Below are 21,961 nucleotides of genomic sequence, written 5' to 3'. Positions count from 1 at the left end.
CAAGGAGAACTATGGAATTCGCACTCACCTCCGAACAGCTGGCCGTTCTCGACGTCGCGGACCGGGTGGCCGCCCGGCTGGCGCCCGGGTACGTCGCCCGCGATCAGGCCGGGGAGTTCGCGTGGGACGTCGCGGGCATACTCGGGGAGGCGGGGCTGCTCGGACTCGACGTGCCGGAGGAAGCCGGCGGTCAGGGCGCCGGCAGCCTCGTGGCCGGGATGGTGATCGAGCGGCTCGGCTCGGCGGACTCCGTGGCCGCGACGCTGATGATCCAGGCCGCCTCGGCAGCCAAGTTGCTGTACACGCAGGCGCAGGACCGTTCCCTCGTCGAGGAGTGGGTGCCGCGCCTGCTCGCCGGGACGGCCGCCGTCTCACTGGCCTTCACCGAGAGACAGTCGGGTTCGGACCTGAAGAACATCACCACCCGCGCGGTGCGCAACAGTGTCGGGGACTGGGTGGTCAACGGGGAGAAGCAGAGCATCAGTGTGCGCGGCGGCCAGGCCGTCATGCTGCTGGCGGAGTCGGCCGAAGGGCCGGTGCTGCTTTTTGTCCCGGTCGACTCCCCGGGCTTCGTCCGCACGCCCACTCCGTCGCTGGGCCGGACCACCTCCGGCCGCGCCACGCTCTTTCTCGACGACGTCGTCGTCCCCGCCGGTCACATTATCGGTGAGGTCGGGGGAGGTCTGCGCAAAGCTCTTGCCTCGCTGTCGAACTCGCGGCTCATGGTGTCGATGGGACTCATCGGGCTGGGACGCGGCGCGCTCGAGGAGGCCGTGGAATGGGTCAAGGAGCGCGAGACCTTCGGCAAGGTTCTCGCCGAACGTCAGGGCGTCGCCTTCCCGCTCGTCGAGCACTGGACCGAGCTGGAGATGTGTCGGCTGCTGTGTCTGCAGGGGCTGTGGAAGGCGGACGCGGGGCAGGACTACAAGGTGGACAGCGCGATGGCGAAAGCCCGTGTGCCCGAGTCGATGTCACGTCTGGTTCACGACTGCCTGATCACCTTCGGGCATACCGGGTACTCCCTCGAGCACCCGGTCCAGCTGCGGCTGCGGGACATCCTGGGGGCGGAGCTGGGGGAGGGTCCGGCGAACATCCAGAAGATCCTGCTCTCGCGCTATCTCCTCGGCAGCAACCCCGGCTGAGTCCTCGACAGCGTAACGGGCCCTGCCGGATTCTCCGGCAGGGCCCGTGGTCTGCTGTCTGTCGCGGACGAAAGCGGTCAGGGTGCCGCCCGGTCCCCGGACGGGACGACGAGGGCGAGGGCCTGGTTGACGAGGACCGGCTCGTGGTCGGCGTCCACCATGGCGATCAGTGCCGTGGCCGCCACGGCGAGGTGTTCACCAACCTTGACGCCCACGGCGTCGGCGTCGAAAGTGCGCACCGCCGCCAATATGGCCTCGTGGTGCCGCAAACCACGCTTCCACGCCAGTGGGGCCTGGGAAGCGTAGATCGCGCGATATCGGTCGGACAGGTCTCCCAGCTCGTTGATCGACCGCTCGATTCGTGGCCCCGCCGACGATGTGAGGTGGTGGTGAAAGCTTTCGTGGGCGCCCCGCCATTCCTCGAGGTTGTTGGCTTCGGCCGCACTGCGCATCACCTCCAGATCGGTCTCCATCTTGTCGATGGTGGCGGGGGTCAGGGTGCGTACCGCGTTGCGGGCGGCCATGGTCTCGAGCACCACGCGCTGGGCGGAGACCTCCTCGAAGTCCCGCAGTGAGAAGCCGCTGATTCGCACCCGCTTGTTGTGGCGGGACTCGACGAGGCCGTCGCGTTCCAACAGGCGCAGCACCTCACGGAGGGGGGTTCGGCTGACTCCGAAACGTTCGGCGAGGCGTACCTGAGACACGATGCTGTCCGGTTCGAGCTCGCAGCGAATTATCGCGCGGCGCAGCTCCAGGTAGAGCCGGTCGACGGTGGCGCCCGGCTCGGCGTCCGAGGCAAGTGTCATGCCCATGGATTCTCCCACCACGAACTCCCTCCAAGGGTCGGGCTCTCGAATTCTATTGCGGCAACCGAAGTATCCGCCATCCGACCAAAGTGTATCCCACTATTGCCAACTGGATCCAGTATGGATAACCTGCATACAGTTTATAGTGAGTCGGGTCACAAGATAGACAGAGGTGGTTTGTAGTGAGTGGATTCGCCGGCCGGTACTTCGAAGACTTCGAGGCGGGTAAACGCATCGACCACGGGATCGCGCGCACCGTGACCGAACAGGACAACCAGTCCTTCACGTTGTTGACCTACAACACGAATATGACGCATACGAACCACGAGTTCGCGTCGCACACCGAGTTCGGTCGCCCCCTGATGAACAGCACCTTCACCCTGGCGCTCGTTAGCGGCCTCACTGTCCGGGACATCAGTGAGAACGCCGTCGCCAACCTCGGATGGGGTGAGATCGAGATCCTCAACCCGGTCTTCGCCGGCGATACGATCTTCGCGTCGACCTGGGTGCTTGAGACCCGCGAGTCGAAAAGCCGCCCGGGCGCCGGGATCATCAAGGTCCGCACCCTCGCCTACAAGGGCGACCGAGAGCCGGTGATGCGCTTCGTGCGGTCGGTGATGATCCACAAGCGCGGCCAGGGCCCTCGCGCCCACTGGCCGATGCCCCCGGCGCTCAAGGGCGCGGACGCGTTATGAGCGATTACGCGCACGGTGCCGGAGGCGTCGCCCTGCCTTCCCGCCGGGCTCTGCTCTTCGTCCCCGCGCACCGCGAGCGGTACGTGGCCGGTGCCGCCCGCGCCGGAGCGGACGGTGCTGTCCTCGATCTCGAGGACAGTGTCCCCGAATCGGAGAAGCCGGCCGCCCGTGCCGCCCTCCCCGCGGACCTGGCTGCGCTCGCCGGCGTGTCGCTGGTCATCGTGCGGGTCAACGCCGGCGACGATCTCGAGGCGGACCTCACGGCCTGTCGGGATGCGGGAGTCACCGAGGTGCTGCTGCCCAAGGTCGACGACACGCGTGATATCGCTACTTTCGATGCCCTCTGCGAGCGACTCGGCTACCGTCCCGACCTGTCGGTGCTCGTGGAGAGCAGCAAGGGGCAGCGCCACCTCGATGACATCCTTGCCCGGCCCGGCATCACCACCGTCGCACTGGGCGTCGAGGATCTGCGTGCCGAGATCGAACTGCACGCACCCCGGCGCACTCAGACCTCGTCGACGATCGTCGCGGCGATGGGCGACCTCGTTCTCGCGGCCTTCGCGCACGGGGTAACGCCGCTCGGGATCGCGGGGTCGATCGCCGAATTGCGGGACGAGGAACTCTTCGCCCGCGGAGCGCGTGCGGCCTTCGCCATGGGAATGCGCGGTAGTTACTGTATCCACCCCCGGCAGGTGCCCCACCTGCTGCGGGAGTTCTCCCCTTCGCCGGCCGACCGGGACTGGGCGCGCAGAGTCCTCGCCGCCGGCGAGGAGGCCGCCCGCGCGGGTCGCGGTGCCTTCGTCGTCGACAATGCCATGGTCGACGCACCCCTGGTCGACCGCGCACGCCGGATCCTGGCAGTGCCCGCTACCCGGCCGGATCTCGCCAATCCCGCGGACGCAACACCCCTTGCGTCCGCTGCGACGGACGCACTATCCCTTGCGCCCGCTGCGACGTCTGAGAGGAACCCGTTATGACCGCTGTTGTCGGCAAGCTCTTCGCCGCCCTCGACTGTATTGCAGCCGAAGGCAACGATGCCGTGGGACTCGCCCAGCTCACGCAGCGCACGAGGCTCCCGAAGGCGACCCTCTACCGCCTGCTGTGCGACCTCGTCGATGCGGGTGTCGTCGAGCACAGCAAGAACGGATACTCGCTCGGTGGCCGGCTCTTCGAACTCGGCTTCGCGGTGCCGCGCTACCGCCGCCTCCGGCAGCAGGCGATGCCGTTTCTCGAAGACCTGCAGGCCGAAATCGGCGAGACGGTGCATCTCGGCGTACTCATGGACGAGAAGGTCGTGATCCTCGAGAAGTTGTTCGGCCGCTCCCAGGTCCGCGTCCCCACCACCGTCGGTTCGCGTCATGCCCTCTACAGCACCGCAATGGGAAAAATTCTTCTGGCCCACAGCATGCCGGACGTCATCCACCGAATTCTGGGCAGTCTGGAACCGGTCACCCGGCGCACCGTTATCGCGCCGGGGCTGTTGTCACGGCAGCTCGGCAGGTTCCGCCATGAGGGAGTCGCCCTGGAGGCCGAGGAAACCTACGCCGGGATCGGCTGCGTCGCCGCACCGCTGACCGGACCGGACGGTGCGATCGCGGCCATTTCGGTCGCCGGGAATCCGCGCAAGGTGCATACTTCCGCGGTGCAGAATCGGGTGCGTCAGGTGGCCTGTCGCCTATCGCTCAGTCTGGACGCCGGGCTCGCCGCGAGTTGACATCGCCTGATCGAGCGGCCCGCGAGGTGTTCTCACCTCGCGGGCCGCTTCCGGTGGTCGCCGTCGGGCGAAGAGATCAGCCTCGGATGATCGCCTCGGCCTCCGCCCAGGACTTGTTCTGCTCGATGAGGCCGCGCAGTTTCATCAGGCGACCTGCGGCGTTGAAGCTCACCGCGCCGGTCAATCTCTCGGGGGAGCCGAAGAGGTGCACGGCGCCGGGCTTCGGTTCCTGCCACTCGATGGTTTCGACCCCGGCATCCGGGTCGAGCCAGCCGAGGGACTGGATCTTGGTGCCGAGCTGGTCGGTCCAGAAGTACGGCAGTGCGTGCGGCGGCGCGGGCTCGCCGAGGATGGTCGCGGCAACCCCGGCTCCCTGCTCGCGGGCGTTGTTCCAGTGCTCGATGACCATATGAGTGCCCTTGGCGGGCTGGAACGCCTGGGCGACGTCACCGATCGCATAGACATCGGGCACCGAGGTCCGGCAGAGTTCGTCGGTGACGACGCCGCGGCCGATGTCGATACCCGACTCGGCGAGCCACTCGACGTTCGGCGTTGCGCCGAAGGCCACGAGGACGAGATCCGCAGGCAGAGTTGTCCCATCGGTCAGGCGGACTGCCTCCGCGCGGCCGTGGCCGATCACGCCCTCGACTCCGAGACCGTGCAGCATCGTCGATCCCGCGTTCTGATGCATCCGGCCGAGCAGGTTGCCGACGGTTCGGCCGAGGGCAGTGGTCAGGGGCGTGGGCATCGGGTCGACGACCGTGACGTCCAGGCCGATCGACGAAGCGTGCCCGGCCACCTCGCAGCCGATGAGCCCGGCGCCGACGATGACGATCCGCGGCCGCTCGGCCATGGCCTTGCGCAGATCCAGGCAATCGTCGAAGGACCGCAGGGTGAGTACCCCGGGGGAGTCGGCGAGGGTCCGGGCGCGGGAACCGGTCGCGATGACGAGCGAGTCGTAGGGGACCTCCTCGCCGTCGGCCAGCGTGACGGTCTTACGCGAAGTGTCCAGGCTGCGCGTCCGGCTACCCGTGCGTACTTCGATGCCGTCGCGCTGGTAGGCCCCGGGCCTGGCCAGGAGCCGCGGCGCCGGTTCTTGCTCACTCCACAACTGGTCCTTCGACAGAGGCGGGCGGTCGTAGGGTTCGACGGCCTCGTCGCCGAGGAGCACGATCCGGCCGGCGAAACCTCGTCGCCGCAGGTGCTCGGCGATATTGTGCGCGGCGAGACCGGCTCCGGCCACAACTACTCTGCGCGGACTCGGCATCAGAATTCCTCTCGTGCGGTGGCGGCCCCAGGACGGTCGCCGGTTCGTACCATCGTTACTTCCGGCGAGATGTCGCCGTGAGCGCGCAGTTCCATACCCCGGGAGCGACCGTGCCCGGCCGGCGTCGATCGTCCGAGTCACAGAGCGGTACTCGCGGAGGGGTTTCAGACAGTGGAACGCCGTTGTTGTCCTCTGCTGTCCAGCGGAGTGGACTCGGGTCTCGAATAGCAGAGCGGTTCAGCTCTGCGCCCGTAAGGTGCCGACCACCGGTCACGACCGCTGTCGTGCCGACATCCCCCAAGGAGTCCGATGTCCGACCAGAAGCTCCTGGTACTGCCCGGGCTGTCGCCCGGTTTGTCCGCATCGCGCATGCTGGCCCAGCTCCGACAGGCATCCCCGGGCCTGGCAAGCGTCGACGGTGTCGAACTCCTCGACCTGATCGAACGGACCGCCGCTGCCGGCCGCTCCGGCGCCGACGGTCTCGCGGAGACTGTCGCCGATGTGCTGGAAGAACGGGGCGCGCACCGCGTAACTCTGATCGCGGAGAGTGTAGGAGCCACCGCGGCGCTGCGGCTGGCCGCCCTTCGTCCCGGGCTGGTGGCACATCTCGTGCTGTGCGCGCCCTTCGGTTACGCGCGGCCGTTGTCCGGAACCTGGCATCCGCGCAGCTCCGCCGGCACCGTGGTGCGCGACCTCTATCTCGGTGACAAGGGCAGAAGCCGGGCAGCCCTCGAGGTGTTGTCCGGGGGTGCCGACCTGGTACCCGAGGGGCTGCTCGACGAGTACCACCGGGCGCAGGACGATGCCGTCTTCAAGGCCGCGACGACGTTGGCGGACTGGATCGAGAACGGCAGCCTCACACCGATGGAGTCCTCGAAAGGCGACCGAGTGCGCCAAACGAAGGTCCCCGTCTCCCTCGTGTGGGGCCGGGACGACACGGTCGCCGGTGTGGACTCCGCCTTCTACCTCAGCCGTCGCCTCAAGGATGTCCAGCTGCGGATCTTCAATAAGCTGGGCCACCTCGTCTTCGCGCAGGGCGGCGCCCGCATCGCCGGGCACGTCGCCTCCGTGCTCGCCCAGGTAGCGGCGGAGGATTCGGCGGGAGAGGTCACGGCCCCGGCCGAGAAGATCCGCTCCGGTGCCTGAGTCCCAGGGATATCACGGAAGGTCCATCCAGTCATGATCGACCCCGCAGAGCTCGTGGACGCCGCCATGGGGCGCGTCAATATGAACGTCTACACCGACAACGATATCTTCCACCTCGAGATGCGGCGGATTTTCTACCGGACCTGGATCTATGTCGGTCACGAGTCGGAGATCGCCTGTGCCGGCGATTATCTGACGACCTACATCGGGCAGGTCCCGGTGATCGTCAGCCGCGACGAGGACGGCGGGATCAATGTCCTGATCAACCGCTGCGCCCACCGCGGCACCACGGTCTGCCAGCGGGACCGTGGGACGGCGAACTTCTTCAAATGCGAATACCACGGCTGGGTGTACAACAACAAGGGTGCGCTGACCGGGGTCAGCCTGGCCAAGGGATACGGCGAAGGGGAACTCGGCGATGCCCAGCGCATCGGGCTGCAGGCGGTGGCCGCGGTCGGTTCCTACCAGGGCCTGATTTTCGCCTCACTGAATCCGGAGGCCGGATCCCTCGAGGATTTCCTCGGCAACACCAAGCCCTACCTCGACGACTGGGCGGCCCAGACGCCGGATGGCCGGATCCGGGTGGAGAGCGCCGCGTTTCAGCACACCTTCCCCGCGAACTGGAAGCTGCAGGCGGAGAACAACACCGAGGGCTACCACCCCGACTTCCTGCACCAGGCGGCCGTCCGGGTGCAGATCCACAACAGCCGGCGCGCACGCGCCGCCCGCGGTGAGACGACCGAGAAACCGGTACGCCGCCAGCGCATAGCCGCGATGGACAGCCGCGGCTACGACCTCGGCGGGGGACACAACCTTGTCGAGACGCCCCAGGTGGCGATGCTCGCCAAGAAGCGCTTCCCGGCCGAGTTCCTCGACGAACTCGCCCAGACCTACGGGCCGGACAGGGTGGAGGCCCTACTCGGACCGCCGTGGCGAATGACGATCTTCCCGAACCTCGCTATCGCAGGGTCGAATATCCGCGTCATCCAGCCCCTGGCACCGGATGAGACGTACGTGCGCCAATCCTTCATCGATCTGCCGTCGGCTCCGGAGTCCGTGCGCACACACCGCCGGGAGCAGGAGCAGGGCTTCTACGGACCGGCCGGATACGGCGGCCCGGACGATATCGAGATGTTCACCCGGATGCAGGAGGGCTTCCGCACTGCGCAGGCCGCGTCCCTGGACCCGTGGCTGCTCTTCACCCGGCAGGCCACCTCCGAGGAGGTTCTGGACAACGGGGTCCGGGTCGCGGACTCGACCAGCGAGATCACCCAGCGGGCGGTCTACCGCGGCTGGGCCGAGTACATGGGGCAGGAGGCCTGAGCATGTCCGTAGCGCAGGAGATCGAGGCACTCCTCCTCGCGGAGGCGCGACTGCTCGACCAGGAACGCCACGACGAGTGGCTCGAACTGCTGACCGACGACGTGACCGTCCACATTCCGCTCGGCGCGCAGCTCGAGCGGGAGCAGATGTCGATCATTCGCGAGGACCGCTTCCGCACCGAGGCCCGGGTATGGCGCGTCGCCCAGACCGGTCTGAACCACACGCAGGATCCGCCGTCGCGCACCGTTCGCGCCGTCAGCAACGTCGAGGTCGAAGTCGGGACAGCCGGGGAAACGGCCCGGGCCCACTTCGTCGTCGTGCTCTACGAGTACCGACCCCACGCCCAGCGCCTCAACGAGCCGATGCGCACCTTCCCCATGCGTTGCGAGTACACCTTCCGGAAGGAGTCGGACCGATGGTTGATCAGTGGCCGGCAGCTGATGCTGCTGCAGCGGGACACGAGCCTTCCGCCGATGACATACATCCTGTGACACTCGCGTCCCAGGGGTGGGTGCAGCTCCGGAACGAGTTCGCCACCAGCCTCGTCCGCGTCGACCTGGCGACGGCGAACGGCCCGGTGTTGCAGATCGCGGATCCGGCGACCGGGCGCAGCATCAGTTTGGACCCGCTGGAACTGTCGGCCCTGGCCTGGTGCCGGCACGACCAGCTCGCGGGCCTGCTCGAGCCCGCCTTCAAAGAACAGCGATTGGACGACGGGGATTTCCCCGCCCAGGACGATACGGATGAACAGGGAGAACCGCAGTGAGTGGGCTCAACGAGGAAGAGCAGGCGCTCGTCAACGCCGTCAAGGAGTTCGTCGGACGTGACGTCCTTCCGGTGGTCGGCGAGCTCGAACACGACAACATCTACCCCGAGAAGCTCATCGAGACGATGAAGGAGCTCGGTCTCTTCGGACTGACGATCGACGAACCGTACAGCCCCGGTCGAGTTTCCACCGCATGCTTCGCCCGGGTGAGCGAGGAACTCGCCCGCGGGTGGGTCAGCCTCGCCGGCGCCATGGGCAGCCACTCGGTCATCGCCTACCTCATCGGCCGGTACGGTACGCAGGAGCAGAAGGAAAAGTATCTGCCCGGGATGGCCACCGGAGAGATCCGCTCGGCCATGGGCCTGACCGAACCCGGGGGCGGGTCCGACCTCCAGTCGATCCGTACCGTCGCCCGCCGGGACGGTGACGATCTCGTCATCAACGGCAGCAAGATGTGGATCACCAACGCCCGCCGGGCCGGGGTGATCGGGCTGCTCGTCAAGACCGACCCCGAGGCGTCCCCGGCGCATCGGGGGATGAGTATCGTCCTCGTCGAGCCGGGTGCGGGCTTCACCGTATCGCGCGACCTGAAGAAGCTCGGCTACAAAGGTATCGAAACCTGCGAGCTGTCCTTCGAGGACTATCGCACGCCCGCCACGCAGATCCTCGGCGGACAGCCCGGGCTGGGCTTCAAGCAGATGATGGGTGGTCTGGAGATCGGCCGGATCCAGGTCGCCGCCCGCGCGTGCGGTATCGCCGGTGCCGCTTTCGACGAAGCGCTGAAATACGCGCAGGAACGCGAGACCTTCGGCCTGCCGATCTGGAAGCACCAGTCGATCGGCAACTACCTCGCCGAGATGGCCACCAAACTCCGTGCCTCACGGCTGCTCGTGCGCGACGCGGCGGAGTCTCTCGATCGCGGGGAGCGCAGCGATATGGAAGCCGGCATGGCCAAGCTCTATGCCACCGAGACGGCCGCGCAGATCACCCTCGATGCCATGCGCGTCCACGGCGGGTACGGCTACTCCCTGGAGTTCCCTATCGAGCGCTACTTCCGCGAGGCGCCGCTGTTCCTCGTCGGTGAGGGAACGAACGAGATGCAGAAGAACGTCATCGCCAAGCAACTCGTGGATCGCGGCGGCGTGCCGCGCTGACCATCCTCGACACGTCCCAGGAGAAGAATATGACCACTCGCACGATCCCCGTCCTCAACCTCGGCTATCTGGGAGTCAGCGCCCCACGGCCCGAGGAGTTCCGATCCTTCGGCACCGAGATCATCGGCTGCGAGGTCCGCGACGGTACCGACGGCAGCGTCCTGCTCAAGACCGATGATCGTGCCTACCGTGTCGCCGTCCATCCGACCGACACCCGTGGCAACATCACCTATCTCGGCTTCGAGGTGCAGGGCCCGGTAGCGCTGAAGGAGACCCGCGAAATCCTCGATGACCACGGAGTCGACTACGAGGTCGTCACCGGCGAACAAGCGTACAGCGAGCGCAAGGTCGCGGAGCTGGTACGGATGACCGACCCGAGCAATGTCACCGTCGAGGTCTTCTGGGGTCACGAGCGTGACTACGAGTTCACCTCTCCCCTGGGAGTCTCCGAGTTCGTCACCGGCGAACAAGGACTGGGGCACGCGGTCGTCTGCGTCGGCGACCTGGATGCCAGCGTGAAGTTCTACACCGAGGTGTTCGGTTTCCTCATCAGCGATATCTCCGTGCAGAACAACAACCGCACGATATTCCTGCGCTGCGGCTCCCGGGAGCACTCGCTGGCGATGCTGCAGTTCCCGCCGGAGAAGTCGCCACGTCTGCACCATTTCATGTTCGAGGTCGGCGAACTCGACGATGTGGGCAAGGGCTACGACCGGGTCATCGACGCGGGCGTCCAGCTCACTCTCACACTGGGTAAGCACACCAACGATTCGATGGTGAGTTTCTACTGCCGTACGCCCGGCGGCTACCAGATGGAGTACGGCTGGTCGGGCAAACAGATGGAGCCGAACGCTGCCGCCACGACGATGACCAAGGGTGACGTGTGGGGGCACCGCTTCGTCGAATCCGGTAAGTCTGTCAACGACCTGATCAAGAAGTCCTGATCCGACGGTTCCCTGGCGAGCCGCCCGATACAACCGGTGAGACCCGGGCCGAACGGCCCGGGTCTCGTCGTCTGGAACCACCCCCTTCTGCGTTGCCGGTGCCGGAGTTTGGATGGGCTATCGGTCGCCGATGAGGAGGAATCACGTGACTATCTGGCAGCAGGCCGAGATCACGCCCGACAAGCCCGCCATGGTGATGCACCCGAGCGGCGAGTCGATCACCTTCGGCGAACTGGCCGACCGCACCCTGCGGCTGGCCTCGCTCATCCGCGCCGCGGGACTGGGTACCGGCGACGCCCTCGCGGTATGGATGCGCAACTCGACCTGGTACCACTCGCTCTATTTCGCCGCCATGCGGTGCGGGGTCTACTTCGTCCCGGTCAACGCCAACCTCACCGCGTCCGAGGCGGCCTACATCATCGACGACGCGGATGTGTCTCTCGTGTTCGCCCACCCGGCCACGGCCGGCGGAGGCGAACTGCGGGATCTGGTGAACCCCGGGACGACGCTGATCAGCATCGGGGCGGAAGTGCCCGGCTTCCACCGCGTCGAGCCGCGTCTGGCCGGGCTGTCGCACCAGCGCGACGACGATGTCGTCCGGGGTGCCACGATGTTCTACTCGTCCGGCACCACGGGGCGGCCGAAGGGAATCAAGCGCACCCTCAGCGGGGTCGGCTACGAGGAAGGCAACGTTTTCGAGACTTTCCTCCAGAGTTCCTACGGTATGACCGACGACACGACGTTCCTCAGCCCCGGGCCGAGCTACCACTCGTTATCGCTGATGTACGCCGCGGGAACGCTCGACGCCGGCGGGACCGTCGTGTTCATGGAGAGGTTCGACGCCGCCGCCGCGCTGGACCTCATGGAACGGCACCGGATCACAATGAGTCAGTGGGTGCCGACGATGCACAAGCGGCTCCTCGCGTTGCCGGCCGAACTGCGTACCGGACGGGACTTCGGCGCACACACCCTGGCACTGGTCGCCGGCGCGCCCTGTCCGCCACAGGTGAAACAGCAGATGATCGACTGGTGGGGCCCGATCGTCACCGAGCTCTACGGGGCCTCCGAGCCGTACGGCATCACCCGGGCCACCGCGCAGGAATGGCTGGCGCATCCCGGTACCGTGGGCAAGGCGCTCATGGGCGTGCCCCATATCTGTGACCCGGACGGAACGGAACTGCCCGCCGGAGCAGCGGGCAGAATCTACTTCGACCTGCCGGAGCGGCTCGAATATCACAAGGATCCGGACAAATCGGTGCAGAACACGCACCGGCACCACCCGACCTGGCGCACCGTAGGGGATATCGGTTACCTCGACGACGAGGGCTTCCTCTACGTGACCGACCGCGAGTCCAACGTCATCATCTCCGGCGGCGTGAACATCTACCCCCAGGAGATCGAGGACGCTCTCATCTCCGACCCCGATGTGCACGACGCCGCGATCATCGGTGTGCCCGACGACGACCTCGGTGAGATCGCCCGCGCCGTTGTCGTCCTGTGTGCCGGCGTGTCGGAGGAGGGGAAACGCGAGCGGCTCATCGAGACCCTCGGCCGGGACTTCGCGAAGTACAAGATCCCACGCGAATGGGTCTTCGTCGGCGAGCTGCCACGACACGACAACGGCAAACTCTACAAACGCCTGCTCGCGACCCTCGAAGTCGCCCCATGAGCACGATCCACCATTCGAGCACCGTGCCGGCCCAGGTGCCGGCCGGCGGCGTATTCGGCCGGTCCGGCGCCTGCCGCACTCCGGTTTCAGGATGCGGACCCGCCTGCTGGGCAGGGCGCATGCAGGAAGGGACATTTGACCTATGACTGACACGGTGATCGATGAGGGCGTCCACGACTTCCTCGATGTGGGAAATACGAGGGTCCACATCCAGCGGATCGGAACGCGGGAAGAGACTCTCGTCATGATCCACGGTGGCGGCCCGGGGGCCTCGTCGTGGACCAATTTCATGGGTAACGTGCTGGCGCTGTCCGAACACTTCTCGTTGTTGCTCGTCGACCTGCCCGGCTACGGCAAGTCCGGTCCGGCGCGGCAGCCCGAGGAACAGCCGTCGGCCTTCCAGTACTATGCCTCGTGCGTGGCCGAGGTGCTCGACCACCTGGGGATCGTCAGGGCCCACTTCCTGGGCAACTCGCTGGGCGGCGGTGTCTCATTCCGCTTCGCGCACGCCTACCCGGAGCGCACCGGGCGGTTGGTTCTCCTCGGACCGGCCGGTGTCTGTTATCCGGTGTGGTCTCCGTCGGGTCGTATCCACTCCCACCTCGGAGAAGTGAGTGGGTCACTGCTGCGCAACCCGTCACCGGAGACCATGCGTGCCTTTCTGGAGGAGATGGTCTACGACAAGTCGATGGTCGTCGAAGAGCAGGTCACCGAACGCCTGGCCGATCTGCTCGAGCTCATCGACGAGCCGAAGCCCGGCTCACCGATCTTCGAGATGTGGCTGGACACCCAGGATCGGGTCGTGCGCTTCAACCCGGACGATTTCGAGAGCTGGCGGATGTGTGGTGCCGTCGAGGCGGAGACCTTGCTGATCTGGGGCCGCGACGACCACTTCAACCCCGTCGATGGAGCTCTCTACCCGCTGCAGTACATGCCCCACGCCGAATTGCAGGTCTTCGGGCGATGTGGACATTGGGCCCAGGTCGAGCAGCAGGACCGGTTCAACGACGCGGCCATCGAGTTCCTGACCCGAACGGCGGCATGATGTCCGCGATCACGGTCCACGAACACTCCGTCGAATCCGGGCACGTCGGAGAAGTGGACCTCACCCGCCTCTTCCACCCGCGCACGCTCGCGGTCATCGGTGCCCACGATTCCAAGGCCCCCTTCGACTTCATGTTCAAACAGCTGGCGGGCAGGCTGGAGAACGAAGGCGGGACGATCTACCCGATCAACCCGAAGCTTGAGACGGTGTTCGGATACCGGACCTACGCCTCCCTGGACGACGTTCCGGGGGAGGTGGACGTCGTCGTCATCCTCGTCTCCGATGTGCTCGGTTCGATGGAGCAGGTCGTCCGAAAGAGGCCGGCCTTCACGGTGGTGCACGCGTCCGGTTTCTCGGAGGGTGGGTCGGCCGAAGGTCGCGCGGCCGAGGACCGCTTGCGTGAGCTCGCCCGCCGGGCCGGTACGCGTCTTGTCGGACCCAATACGAACATGAATATGTTCGAGGTACTGCCCGAGCGCGATACCCCACTTTTCGGTCTGGCCACCCAGAGCGGCCACCAGGGCCGCCCGCTCGCCGCCGCACAGGAGCTCGGCTACGGGATGAGCTACTGGGTGACCACCGGCAACGAGGCCGACCTCGGGCTGGCCGACTTCGTCGCCTTCATGGCCCGTCAGGACGATACGAAGGCAATCGCCTCGTACGTCGAGGGTTTCGGGTCGGGCGCGGCGCTGCGGCGTGCCGCCGCGGCGAGCATCGAGACCGGTACACCGTGGGTCCTGGTCAAGGTCGGCACCTCCGACCAGGGTGCCGCCGCCGCGATGTCGCATACCGGCAAACTCGCCGGTTCCGACGCCGCGATGGATGCCTTCTTCACCCAGCACGGTATTCACCGCGTGCACGATCTGGATGAGCTGCTCGACGTGACTTCGGTCCTGTCCCGCGTCCCGGCGCTGCCCGGCGCCGACGGCGTGGCGATCATCAGCGCCTCCGGTGGATCGAACGCGCACCTCGTGGATGTCGCCGTCGGCGCGGGACTGACCGTGCCGGAACTCTCCCGCGAGACCCAGGAGAAACTGCGCGAGCTGTTGCCGAAACCGCTGGCCACGAGAAATCCGGTCGACAACGGCGGCTACTCGTTGCTGAAGGGCCTCGGTTCGCGCATCGTCGATATCGTCCTCGACGATCCGGCGGTCGGCATACTGTTGCTGCCCGTCTCGACGCCGCTGCCGGCGATGGGCCCGCCCATCGAGGAGATGGCCCTGCACGCGCACCGGCGCGGCGACAAGCCGGTCATTACCCTGTCGCTGCTGCCGAGCACCGATGATCCGGTATACCGGGCGATGGTCTCCGGGGGCGTCCCCGTCGTTCGCAATATGCGCAACGGGGTGAGCGCGGCGCGCGCCTTGCTCAACCATCCCGCACGCCGGTATCCGGACGTACCCCCGGCCGTCGCTCCTTTCGTCCCGGTGCCACCGGACGCGGTGCGCACGGTGCTCAGCGAGGAGCGGTCGCTGTCCTGGCTGGCGGAGCACGGCCTGGACCCCGTCCGGCACGTGGTCGTCGACGCCGGCGACGAGGCCGCCCTGGAGACCGCGGGTGAGGCGATCGGTTATCCGCTCGTACTCAAGGCCGTGGCCGATGGGCTCGTACACAAGAGTGAGCGCGGTGCCGTCGAGGTTGGTATCGCCGACGCCGGAGAGTTGCGCGCCGCCCGGACCACCATGCTGGCGGGCCTCAGCGATTTGACCGTGCGTGCCTTCCTCGTCGCCGAACAGGCGAGCGGCGGAGTGGAGCTGCTCGTCGGTATCTCCCAGGATCCGGTCCTCGGCCCACTCGTCATGGTCGGCAGCGGCGGCACGGAGGCGGAAGCGGTCAACGATACGGCGATCTCGGTGCTGCCCTTCGACGAGCGCCGCGCCCGCGAGATGGTGGACAGTCTGCGGATGCGGCCGCTGCTCGGCGGATGGCGTGGTCGGCCCGCTCTGGACATCGGTGCCGTCGTACGGACGCTGTGCACCCTCGGTGAGATCGCCGCACGCGGCGAGGTCGCCGAACTGGACGTCAATCCACTACTCGTCCGCCCGGACGGGGTGGTCATGCTCGACGCTGTCGTTTCGGTCGTCGGATCGACCGTGGCAGAAGGGAATTGATCATGCAGGTAGAAGTCGACCTGAATCTTTGCCAGGGCTACGGGGTCTGCGCGCAGATCGCGCCCGAGGTCTTCGAATTGGACGACGACGGGTACGCCGTCGTCCCGGCGGGCACCCCGGTGCCCGAGGGTAGGGACGCCGAGGTCCGCGAGGCGGCCGTGGCGTGCCCGGCGATCGCGGTGCTCATCACCGAGGACCACTGATGGGCAAACATGCTGTGAACGACCCGGAAATCGGTCTGACCCTCGAGCACGGCCCGTTCACGACGAACTATCACGACGTCGGCGAGGGACCCCCGGTCCTGCTGATCCACGGCTCCGGCCCCGGCGTGACCGCTTTCGCCAACTGGCGCCTCGTCATGCCCGAACTCGCGAAATCGCACCGGGTCCTCGCCCCGGATATCGTCGGCTTCGGCTACACCTGGCACGCCGAGGGCGGACCGCCGGACCGGAATCAGTGGGTGGAGCATATGATCGGCTTTCTCGACACCCTCGGGGTCGAGAAGGTGTCGGTCGTCGGCAACTCCTTCGGCGGCGCCCTGGCGCTATGGCTCGCCACGACCTGTTCGGAGCGGATAGACCGGCTCGTGCTCATGGGCAGCGTCGGCGCCCCCTTCGAGCTCACCGCGGGACTCGATGCGGTCTGGGGGTACGAACCCTCGGTCGAGGCCATGGAGGAGTTGCTCACCTACTTCGTGTACGACCGCTCGCTGCTACCGGCGGATCTCGGTGAGATGCGCTTCCGTGCTTCGGCAAAAGGGGGCGCGCAGGAGCGGTGGGCCTCGCTCTTTCCCGCACCGAGGCAACGGTGGATCGATGCCTTCGCTGTCGCACCCGAGCAGTTGGCCGCCCTGCCACACCGGGTCCTGCTCGTGCACGGCCGGGACGATCAGGTGATTCCGCTGGACACCTCGCTGTACCTACTGGAGACGATCGCCGACGCGACGTTGCATGTTTATCCCCGGACCGGCCACTGGGTGCAGATCGAGCAGGCCGCGGATTTCACGGGACACGTGCAGCGCTTCCTCCGGGGGTGATCGGCGCGCTCCGGCCGACGTGACGCCGGCTCTTGGTGGCGAAGGGGGCCGACCGCTCGATCGCGTTACCGGCGGGTTGCTGTACTCCGGGCCGTTCATCGGCTACCGGGAGCCTCCTCCTCGCTGCATACGGTGACCTCGGTGACGTCGGCCGGTCGGAGCAACATCTGCTGCAGACTTGCCGGAGTGCCGGATGCCAGCGTCACCGTGGCACGGACCGTCGCCCGCCCGGCATCGAACACCAGGTGCTCGACGCCGGCGGATCTGATATGGAGGATGGTGACCAGCCTCAGTAGCGTCGAGCTGTCCGAGTGCTCGGCGAGGCCCGCTCGCACGGTCCACCGTTCGCCGGCGCGAGAGTTCGTACCGGGGGCCGCATTGTTCCCCGGTTCCGGCGACGGTACAGCCCCACTCCGTGTCCGGGGAGCCGAAGTGAGGGAGTCGCCGTGGGCCGCCACGGGCGGTCGGGCGGAAGCCGGATCAGGGGCGGCGGCGGAGGTCTCTCGGATTGTTGTCATACGGATCCTGGGGCTGTCACTGCAAGGGGCGACTTCACCATGGCCGTGCCCCCGGTGCCGGCACCACCGCATGGTCCCACGCTTCGGAACTGTGAGGTGCCGACGCCATGGGAGCGGTGTGGCCGGTCGGATTCGCGGAGTCGCCGGCAGTATGCTCGAAGGTGGCGAAAGTGAGTACATCATGCCTGTTTCGTGCGGGTATGCGGGCCGCGGGGCCGGTGGCCGATAATGGACGACGACCCGCCGAGGACACGCCCCGGGGCTGACGTTCCGGTGGCGGTGCAACTGCGCGCCGAGGGGTTCGAAGGCGCCGTGGAGGTGGGGCGTGGGGGCTCGGGCGTGGTCTATCGGTGCGTCCAGCCCGCCCTGGACCGAACTGTCGCGGTCAAGCTGCTGATCGCTGATTCGGAGGGCGGTAACCCTGCGCGTTTCCTACGAGAACAGCGTGCGATGGGCCGGTTGACCGGTCATCCGAATACCGTCACGGTCCTCCGGACCGGTGTCACCGGCGGCGGTGTGCCCTACTTGGTGATGCCGTATTACCTCTCGGGTTCCCTGGACGGGGCGATTCGCCGACGCGGTCGGTTGCCGGTGGACCGCGTTCTGCGGATCGGCCGGCGGGTCGCGGGGGCATTGGAGTTCGCGCACGGGCTCGGCATCGTCCATCAAGATGTGAAACCCGGCAATATCCTGCTCACCGAATCCGATGAGCCGGCCTTGACGGATTTCGGGATCGCGCACTTCGCCGGCGGATTCCACACCACTCGGGGCATGCTGATCGGATCTCCCGCCTTCATGGCGCCGGAGGTGCTGGACGGGGAACCTTCGACACCGGCCGGTGATGTGTTTGGCCCGGCGGGTTACTCCTCGTTTTGGTGGTTCATGTATCAGCGCGTGTCGTGGCGGGTCGCGGCGGCGAGGTTGGCGCTGACCCTGTTGTGGGTGTAGTGGTCACCGGCACCGGCAAGCCGCGGCCGACCGAACCGGGACAGCGTCGTGGATCCTGGCTCAGGTCCCACGACGCTGTTCAGCCTTGATCTGCGATCAGCAACGCCACCTGCGGGGGCAACGAGCTACGATTCGTCGGGCGCCGCGTCAGTGGTTGATCGCAATGCTCGCACGTTCGGCGTGCGCCCGAGGCGTTCACTAGCACGACAAGTCGGTCCATCGTGTGGTGTCATTCTTTTGCGTTCCATGTCCAGTCGGGCAAGCCTTCGAGCCGTTCGACCTGTTCCTCGGAGATGGCGCCCTTGGTTTTTCTCCGCCGTTGGGTGAGGACCCATACGCCGAGCCGAAAAAGAGTCTCATCGATGTAGCTCTGCGGGACGCGGGCGTGGCCGTGCTGGTCGACGTACGCGACGAGTCGGCTGAATCCTGATTCCCACTGATACACGTGAGAATTCCATGCCCAGCCGTCGACAGATTCGAGTCGCTCGATGCGGTCGGTGGAGAGCGCGTTGTTCGTGTACCTCGTTCTTTGGGTCGCTACCCATGTGCCGAGGCGGAAACCGGTCTGGTCGACATGCGGTTGAGGGACGCGGGCGTGGCCGTGCTCTGCCGTGTAGGCCAGTAGGTGAGCGAAACCCTCGTCCCACCTTTCGCTGAGCGCAGCCCAAACCCAGTCGGGTGCAGCATCCTCGATGCGTTTCACACGGCTGGCGGAGAGTGCGCCGCGGGCGCGTGCTGCACGTTGGTTTGAGGCCCAGTTTCCGAGCGAGTATCCGTTGACGACACAGTCTCCGGGTATGTGCGCGTGACCATGTCGCTCGACGAACGCGATCAGTTGGGTCAGTCCTTCCTCCCAGCGGTCGGTGTGAGCATCCCAGGTCCAACCGGTCAGCGAATTGAGTCGCTCGTACCGTTCGGTCGAGAGGCTGCCTTTGGCATGTGCGCTGCGCTGTGTCTTGCACCATCCGCCCAGCCGGTAACCATCGGCCTCGTAGGCTCTCGGTACGCGAGCGTGACCGTGCTTCTCAACGTAGGTAATGAGGTGGGCGAATCCCTGTTCCCACCGGTCGGTGTAGGGATCCCAGCTCCATCCGGGGACGGACTGTTCTATCCGACGCGCCCGTGCCGGATCGAGGGTGCCTTTGGCGTACCTGCTGCGTTGGCTCGCTACCCATGTCCCGAGTCGGAAGCCACTCTGATCCACGTGATCCTGAGGTACGAGGGCCTGGCCGTGCTTACTCACGTAGTCCACAAGGTGAGTGAGGTTCCCCTCCCACTGGTCTGCAAAGGTGTCCCAGCTCCACCTTGCCAGATCTTCAAGCCGTTTCACTTGTTCGTCCGGCGGGGCTGCTGCACGGATAGGTGACATCGATCTGGCTGGCCGAGCGGCCGGCCTGGAAGGATGTCACTGTGCCCAAGCCATATCCCCAGGAGTTCCGTGACGATGTGGTCCGGGTCGCTCGTAACCGCGAGGACGGCGTGACGTTGGACCAGGTCGCGGCCGATTTCGGGGTGCATCCGGTGACGTTGTCGAAATGGATGCGTCAAGCCGATGTCGATGACGGGACGAAGCCGGGAACCAGGAGCGGTGAGTCCGCTGAGCTGCGGGAATTGCGGCGCCGTAACCGTCTGCTCGAGCAGGAGAACGAAGTGTTGCGTCGTGCGGCAGCGTATCTGTCGCAGGCGAATCTTCCGGGAAAAGGCTCTACCCGCTCGTGAGTGAGCTCGCCGCCGACGGGATTCCCGTCGTGGTGACGTGCCGGGTATTGCAGCTTGCTCGACAACCCTATTACCGCTGGTTGAATCGTCCGGTCACCGACGCTGAACTGGTCGAGGCGTATCGGGCGAATGCGTTGTTCGACGCCCACCACGATGACCCGGAATTCGGGTATCGGTTCCTTGCCGATGAGGCCGGTGTCGCGGGTGAGTCGATGGCGGGGCGGACCGCGTGGCGGATCTGCTCGGCCAATCGCTGGTGGAGCAGGTTCGGCAAACCCCGCCGCGGGAAATCCGGCCGGCCGGGTCCTCCGGTCCATGATGATCTGGTCCGTCGCGTGTTCACCGCGAAGGATCGGAATCGGTTGTGGCTGGCCGATATCAGCGAACACAGGACCGGTGAAGGCAAACTCTATATTTGCGCGATCAAGGACGTGTTCTCCAACCGGATCGTGGGCTATTCGATCGACTTGAGGATGAAGTCCCAGCTCGCGGTCACTGCGTTGAACAATGCTGTCGCCCGCCGCGGTGAGGCCGCCGGCTGCATCGTCCATACCGACCGCGGGTCGCAATTTCGTTCCAGGCGTTTCGTTCACACCTTGAACCGGCATCGGATGGCCGGGTCCATGGGCCGTGTTGGCGCGGCCGGTGACAATGCGGCGATGGAGAGCTTCTTCAGCCTCCTGCAACGCAACGTGCTCGACCGGCAGCGGTGGGATACCCGCGAGCAACTACGGATCGCGATCGTGACCTGGATCGAACGGACCTACCACCGCCGACGCCGCCAATCCCGGCTCGGTCGATTGACCCCGGTCGAATACGAGACGATCATGACCCCAGCAGCAGCCGGTAAGGCTGCGTAACCACTGTCACCTGATCGTGCAGCAGCCCCGGCATGCGTTCTTTGGCGTACCTGTCGCGCTGGGTAAGAACCCACTGCCCGAGACGGAAGGTTCCGACCATACATGCTTTCGGGACGCGGGCGTGGCCATGCTCTTCCACAAAGCTGGCGAGGATAGCAAATCCGTGTTCCCACTGGTCGGCGATCGGGTTCCACGTCCAACCGGGCAATGCCGCCAACCGCAGTTGCCGGGCGGCGGAGAGGCTGCCGGTGGACTGTGCGCGACGTTGCACTCCGACCCACTGACCGAGCCGGAATTTGTCCTCTGATCCGAATGCGTCCGGTACTTGGGCGTGGCCGTGCTGGTCAACGTAGGCCGCCAGGTGTTGGAATCCCCGCTCCCACTGGTCTGCAACGGCATCCCAAGTCCAGCCGGGCAGGGCTTCCAACTGACGCCGTCGCTGGGCAGATAGATTCCGGTTGCGGCGCTGAACTTTGCACCACTGCCCGAGTCGGTACCCTGCTTGGTCGACATGACCGGTGGGGACGCGGGCGTTGCCGCGTTGGTCGTAGGCGTTCAGGTGCCGGAATCCCAGCTCCCACAGGTCAACTCGGACATCCCATGTCCAACCGGGGAACTGCTCGAGGCGTCGTTGCTGTTCCACGGTCAAGGTGCATTTGGCACGTCGGTTGCGTTGTGTACCAACCCAGCTTCCCAGCGGGTATCCCGTTTCATCGACATACGATTTGGGAATCTGTGCACTGCTGCCGTCGTCGCTCTCGGCCTCGCACACGGCGACCCCACCACCCTCGCTTCGGGTCCCGCGCTGCCGATGGCACGCGTCGAGCAACCGGCCCGATCCACGGCCGTGCACCGCATCCGGCCTGTCGACACCAACGGCCGCGTCGTCGACAAAGCGATCGTCGGCGCCCTCGACTGGCATCCCGGAGATCTGCTGTCCTGGCGCGTCACCGGCGGCCTGATCCTGATCACCCGCCCCGGCCACGGCACACGCGGCGTCACCAAATACGGCCACATCGCCATCCCCGCCGCCGTCCGGCACGCCGCCAGGATCCGGATCCGCGAGCGTGTCCTGCTCGCGGCCGACCCCGACCATGC

The 21,961-nt window shown here is 66.4% G+C and carries 21 protein-coding genes and 1 pseudogene; 17 read left to right on the top strand and 5 right to left on the bottom strand.

The window, feature by feature from the left end:
- Window positions 1-11: 11 nt before the first annotated feature.
- Entirely contained in the window at window positions 12-1,142 is a 1,131-nt protein-coding gene (locus tag AB0H42_RS26065; protein ID WP_357060393.1) for an acyl-CoA dehydrogenase family protein, read from the top strand.
- A 77-nt stretch (window positions 1,143-1,219) separates the two neighbouring features.
- On the opposite strand, the gene AB0H42_RS26060 is transcribed toward AB0H42_RS26065, so the two are convergent.
- Window positions 1,220-1,948: a GntR family transcriptional regulator gene (locus tag AB0H42_RS26060; protein WP_357060391.1), complete on the bottom strand. Its 729-nt coding sequence runs from the start codon at window positions 1,946-1,948 to the stop codon at window positions 1,220-1,222.
- 182 nt (window positions 1,949-2,130) lie between these two features.
- On the opposite strand from AB0H42_RS26060, the gene AB0H42_RS26055 reads away from it, so the two are divergent.
- The 3 genes from AB0H42_RS26055 to AB0H42_RS26045 are packed head-to-tail and all read left to right on the top strand — an operon-like array spanning window position 2,131 to window position 4,357.
- Window positions 2,131-2,643 carry a MaoC family dehydratase gene (locus tag AB0H42_RS26055; RefSeq protein ID WP_357060388.1) on the top strand — a complete coding sequence of 171 codons (513 nt, stop codon included), beginning with the start codon at window positions 2,131-2,133 and terminating at the stop codon, window positions 2,641-2,643.
- Window positions 2,640-3,620 (top strand): aldolase/citrate lyase family protein, encoded by a 981-nt coding sequence (locus AB0H42_RS26050; RefSeq protein WP_357060386.1) that lies wholly within the window; start codon window positions 2,640-2,642, stop codon window positions 3,618-3,620. The genes AB0H42_RS26055 and AB0H42_RS26050 overlap by 4 nt, the downstream gene beginning before the upstream one ends.
- On the top strand, window positions 3,617-4,357 hold the full coding sequence (locus AB0H42_RS26045; RefSeq protein ID WP_357060383.1) for an IclR family transcriptional regulator: 741 nt from the start codon (window positions 3,617-3,619) through the stop codon (window positions 4,355-4,357). Before AB0H42_RS26050 ends, AB0H42_RS26045 begins: the two co-directional genes overlap by 4 nt.
- Before the next feature lie 76 nt (window positions 4,358-4,433).
- On the opposite strand, the gene AB0H42_RS26040 is transcribed toward AB0H42_RS26045, so the two are convergent.
- Window positions 4,434-5,624: an FAD-dependent oxidoreductase gene (locus tag AB0H42_RS26040; protein WP_357060380.1), complete on the bottom strand. Its 1,191-nt coding sequence runs from the start codon at window positions 5,622-5,624 to the stop codon at window positions 4,434-4,436.
- Between the two features lie 309 nt (window positions 5,625-5,933).
- Here AB0H42_RS26040 and AB0H42_RS26035 point away from each other — a divergent pair, with 309 nt between their 5' ends.
- From AB0H42_RS26035 to AB0H42_RS25985, 11 genes are all read left to right on the top strand, one after another.
- Window positions 5,934-6,770 (top strand): alpha/beta hydrolase, encoded by an 837-nt coding sequence (locus AB0H42_RS26035; RefSeq protein ID WP_357060377.1) that lies wholly within the window; start codon window positions 5,934-5,936, stop codon window positions 6,768-6,770.
- A gap of 33 nt (window positions 6,771-6,803) precedes the next feature.
- On the top strand, window positions 6,804-8,093 hold the full coding sequence (locus AB0H42_RS26030) for a Rieske 2Fe-2S domain-containing protein (RefSeq protein WP_357060375.1): 1,290 nt from the start codon (window positions 6,804-6,806) through the stop codon (window positions 8,091-8,093).
- 2 nt (window positions 8,094-8,095) lie between these two features.
- The gene (locus AB0H42_RS26025; protein WP_357060372.1) at window positions 8,096-8,584 is read left to right on the top strand and encodes an aromatic-ring-hydroxylating dioxygenase subunit beta; all 489 of its coding nucleotides are present in this window, start codon (window positions 8,096-8,098) and stop codon (window positions 8,582-8,584) included.
- Complete coding sequence (locus tag AB0H42_RS26020) at window positions 8,581-8,859, top strand: dihydrodiol dehydrogenase (RefSeq protein WP_357060369.1); 279 nt, start codon at window positions 8,581-8,583, stop codon at window positions 8,857-8,859. Before AB0H42_RS26025 ends, AB0H42_RS26020 begins: the two co-directional genes overlap by 4 nt.
- Window positions 8,856-10,013 carry an acyl-CoA dehydrogenase family protein gene (locus tag AB0H42_RS26015; protein ID WP_357060367.1) on the top strand — a complete coding sequence of 386 codons (1,158 nt, stop codon included), beginning with the start codon at window positions 8,856-8,858 and terminating at the stop codon, window positions 10,011-10,013. Before AB0H42_RS26020 ends, AB0H42_RS26015 begins: the two co-directional genes overlap by 4 nt.
- Window positions 10,014-10,042: 29 nt before the next feature.
- Window positions 10,043-10,957, top strand: a complete 915-nt coding sequence (locus tag AB0H42_RS26010) for a VOC family protein (RefSeq protein ID WP_357060365.1) — start codon at window positions 10,043-10,045, stop codon at window positions 10,955-10,957.
- A 145-nt stretch (window positions 10,958-11,102) separates the two neighbouring features.
- Complete coding sequence (locus AB0H42_RS26005) at window positions 11,103-12,626, top strand: AMP-binding protein (protein WP_357060362.1); 1,524 nt, start codon at window positions 11,103-11,105, stop codon at window positions 12,624-12,626.
- Window positions 12,627-12,768: 142 nt separating this feature from the next.
- Window positions 12,769-13,671, top strand: coding sequence for an alpha/beta fold hydrolase (locus AB0H42_RS26000; RefSeq protein WP_357060359.1), 903 nt, complete (start codon window positions 12,769-12,771; stop codon window positions 13,669-13,671).
- Window positions 13,671-15,782 (top strand): acetate--CoA ligase family protein, encoded by a 2,112-nt coding sequence (locus tag AB0H42_RS25995; protein WP_357060356.1) that lies wholly within the window; start codon window positions 13,671-13,673, stop codon window positions 15,780-15,782. Before AB0H42_RS26000 ends, AB0H42_RS25995 begins: the two co-directional genes overlap by 1 nt.
- 2 nt (window positions 15,783-15,784) lie before the next feature.
- On the top strand, window positions 15,785-15,985 hold the full coding sequence (locus tag AB0H42_RS25990; RefSeq protein WP_357060354.1) for a ferredoxin: 201 nt from the start codon (window positions 15,785-15,787) through the stop codon (window positions 15,983-15,985).
- Complete coding sequence (locus AB0H42_RS25985) at window positions 15,985-16,818, top strand: alpha/beta hydrolase (RefSeq protein ID WP_357060351.1); 834 nt, start codon at window positions 15,985-15,987, stop codon at window positions 16,816-16,818. The genes AB0H42_RS25990 and AB0H42_RS25985 overlap by 1 nt, the downstream gene beginning before the upstream one ends.
- 95 nt (window positions 16,819-16,913) lie before the next feature.
- Here AB0H42_RS25985 and AB0H42_RS25980 read toward each other — a convergent pair whose 3' ends face one another.
- A complete protein-coding gene (locus tag AB0H42_RS25980; protein ID WP_357060349.1) occupies window positions 16,914-17,153 on the bottom strand; it encodes a hypothetical protein in 240 nt (79 codons plus the stop codon).
- A 411-nt stretch (window positions 17,154-17,564) separates the two neighbouring features.
- On the opposite strand from AB0H42_RS25980, the pseudogene AB0H42_RS25975 reads away from it, so the two are divergent.
- A pseudogene (locus AB0H42_RS25975) lies at window positions 17,565-18,188 on the top strand (serine/threonine-protein kinase); the annotation flags it as partial.
- Window positions 18,189-18,513: 325 nt separating this feature from the next.
- Here the strand turns inward: AB0H42_RS25975 and AB0H42_RS25970 are convergent.
- A complete protein-coding gene (locus tag AB0H42_RS25970) occupies window positions 18,514-19,614 on the bottom strand; it encodes a helicase associated domain-containing protein (RefSeq protein ID WP_357060346.1) in 1,101 nt (366 codons plus the stop codon).
- Between the two features lie 80 nt (window positions 19,615-19,694).
- Here AB0H42_RS25970 and AB0H42_RS25965 point away from each other — a divergent pair.
- Window positions 19,695-20,863, top strand: a protein-coding gene (locus tag AB0H42_RS25965) for an IS3 family transposase (protein WP_357060488.1) whose coding sequence is annotated in 2 segments (ribosomal slippage) — window positions 19,695-19,967 and window positions 19,970-20,863 — 1,167 coding nt in all. Because the reading frame shifts where the segments join, the coding sequence is not laid out codon by codon here.
- On the opposite strand, the gene AB0H42_RS25960 is transcribed toward AB0H42_RS25965, so the two are convergent.
- Window positions 20,829-21,959: a helicase associated domain-containing protein gene (locus tag AB0H42_RS25960; protein ID WP_357060343.1), complete on the bottom strand. Its 1,131-nt coding sequence runs from the start codon at window positions 21,957-21,959 to the stop codon at window positions 20,829-20,831. The genes AB0H42_RS25965 and AB0H42_RS25960 overlap by 35 nt on opposite strands.
- Window positions 21,960-21,961 lie beyond the last annotated feature (2 nt).

Source organism: Nocardia sp. NPDC050799, assembly GCF_040654015.1.
Classification (GTDB): domain Bacteria; phylum Actinomycetota; class Actinomycetes; order Mycobacteriales; family Mycobacteriaceae; genus Nocardia.
This window is presented reverse-complemented; position numbering and strand designations above follow the sequence as displayed.

What these genes read in the sequence shown, in the direction of transcription:
- AB0H42_RS26045 (WP_357060383.1), top strand. Translation starts at nt 3,617, where the DNA reads ATGACCGCTGTTGTCGGCAAGCTCTTCGCCGCCCTCGACTGTATTGCA.
- AB0H42_RS26000 (WP_357060359.1), top strand. Translation starts at nt 12,769, where the DNA reads ATGACTGACACGGTGATCGATGAGGGCGTCCACGACTTCCTCGATGTG.
- AB0H42_RS26030 (WP_357060375.1), top strand. Translation starts at nt 6,804, where the DNA reads ATGATCGACCCCGCAGAGCTCGTGGACGCCGCCATGGGGCGCGTCAAT.
- AB0H42_RS26040 (WP_357060380.1), bottom strand. Translation starts at nt 5,624, where the DNA reads ATGCCGAGTCCGCGCAGAGTAGTTGTGGCCGGAGCCGGTCTCGCCGCG.
- AB0H42_RS25960 (WP_357060343.1), bottom strand. Translation starts at nt 21,959, where the DNA reads ATGGTCGGGGTCGGCCGCGAGCAGGACACGCTCGCGGATCCGGATCCT.
- AB0H42_RS26065 (WP_357060393.1), top strand. Translation starts at nt 12, where the DNA reads ATGGAATTCGCACTCACCTCCGAACAGCTGGCCGTTCTCGACGTCGCG.
- AB0H42_RS26050 (WP_357060386.1), top strand. Translation starts at nt 2,640, where the DNA reads ATGAGCGATTACGCGCACGGTGCCGGAGGCGTCGCCCTGCCTTCCCGC.
- AB0H42_RS25995 (WP_357060356.1), top strand. Translation starts at nt 13,671, where the DNA reads ATGTCCGCGATCACGGTCCACGAACACTCCGTCGAATCCGGGCACGTC.
- AB0H42_RS26010 (WP_357060365.1), top strand. Translation starts at nt 10,043, where the DNA reads ATGACCACTCGCACGATCCCCGTCCTCAACCTCGGCTATCTGGGAGTC.
- AB0H42_RS26035 (WP_357060377.1), top strand. Translation starts at nt 5,934, where the DNA reads ATGTCCGACCAGAAGCTCCTGGTACTGCCCGGGCTGTCGCCCGGTTTG.
- AB0H42_RS26025 (WP_357060372.1), top strand. Translation starts at nt 8,096, where the DNA reads ATGTCCGTAGCGCAGGAGATCGAGGCACTCCTCCTCGCGGAGGCGCGA.
- AB0H42_RS26060 (WP_357060391.1), bottom strand. Translation starts at nt 1,948, where the DNA reads ATGACACTTGCCTCGGACGCCGAGCCGGGCGCCACCGTCGACCGGCTC.
- AB0H42_RS25985 (WP_357060351.1), top strand. Translation starts at nt 15,985, where the DNA reads ATGGGCAAACATGCTGTGAACGACCCGGAAATCGGTCTGACCCTCGAG.
- AB0H42_RS25990 (WP_357060354.1), top strand. Translation starts at nt 15,785, where the DNA reads ATGCAGGTAGAAGTCGACCTGAATCTTTGCCAGGGCTACGGGGTCTGC.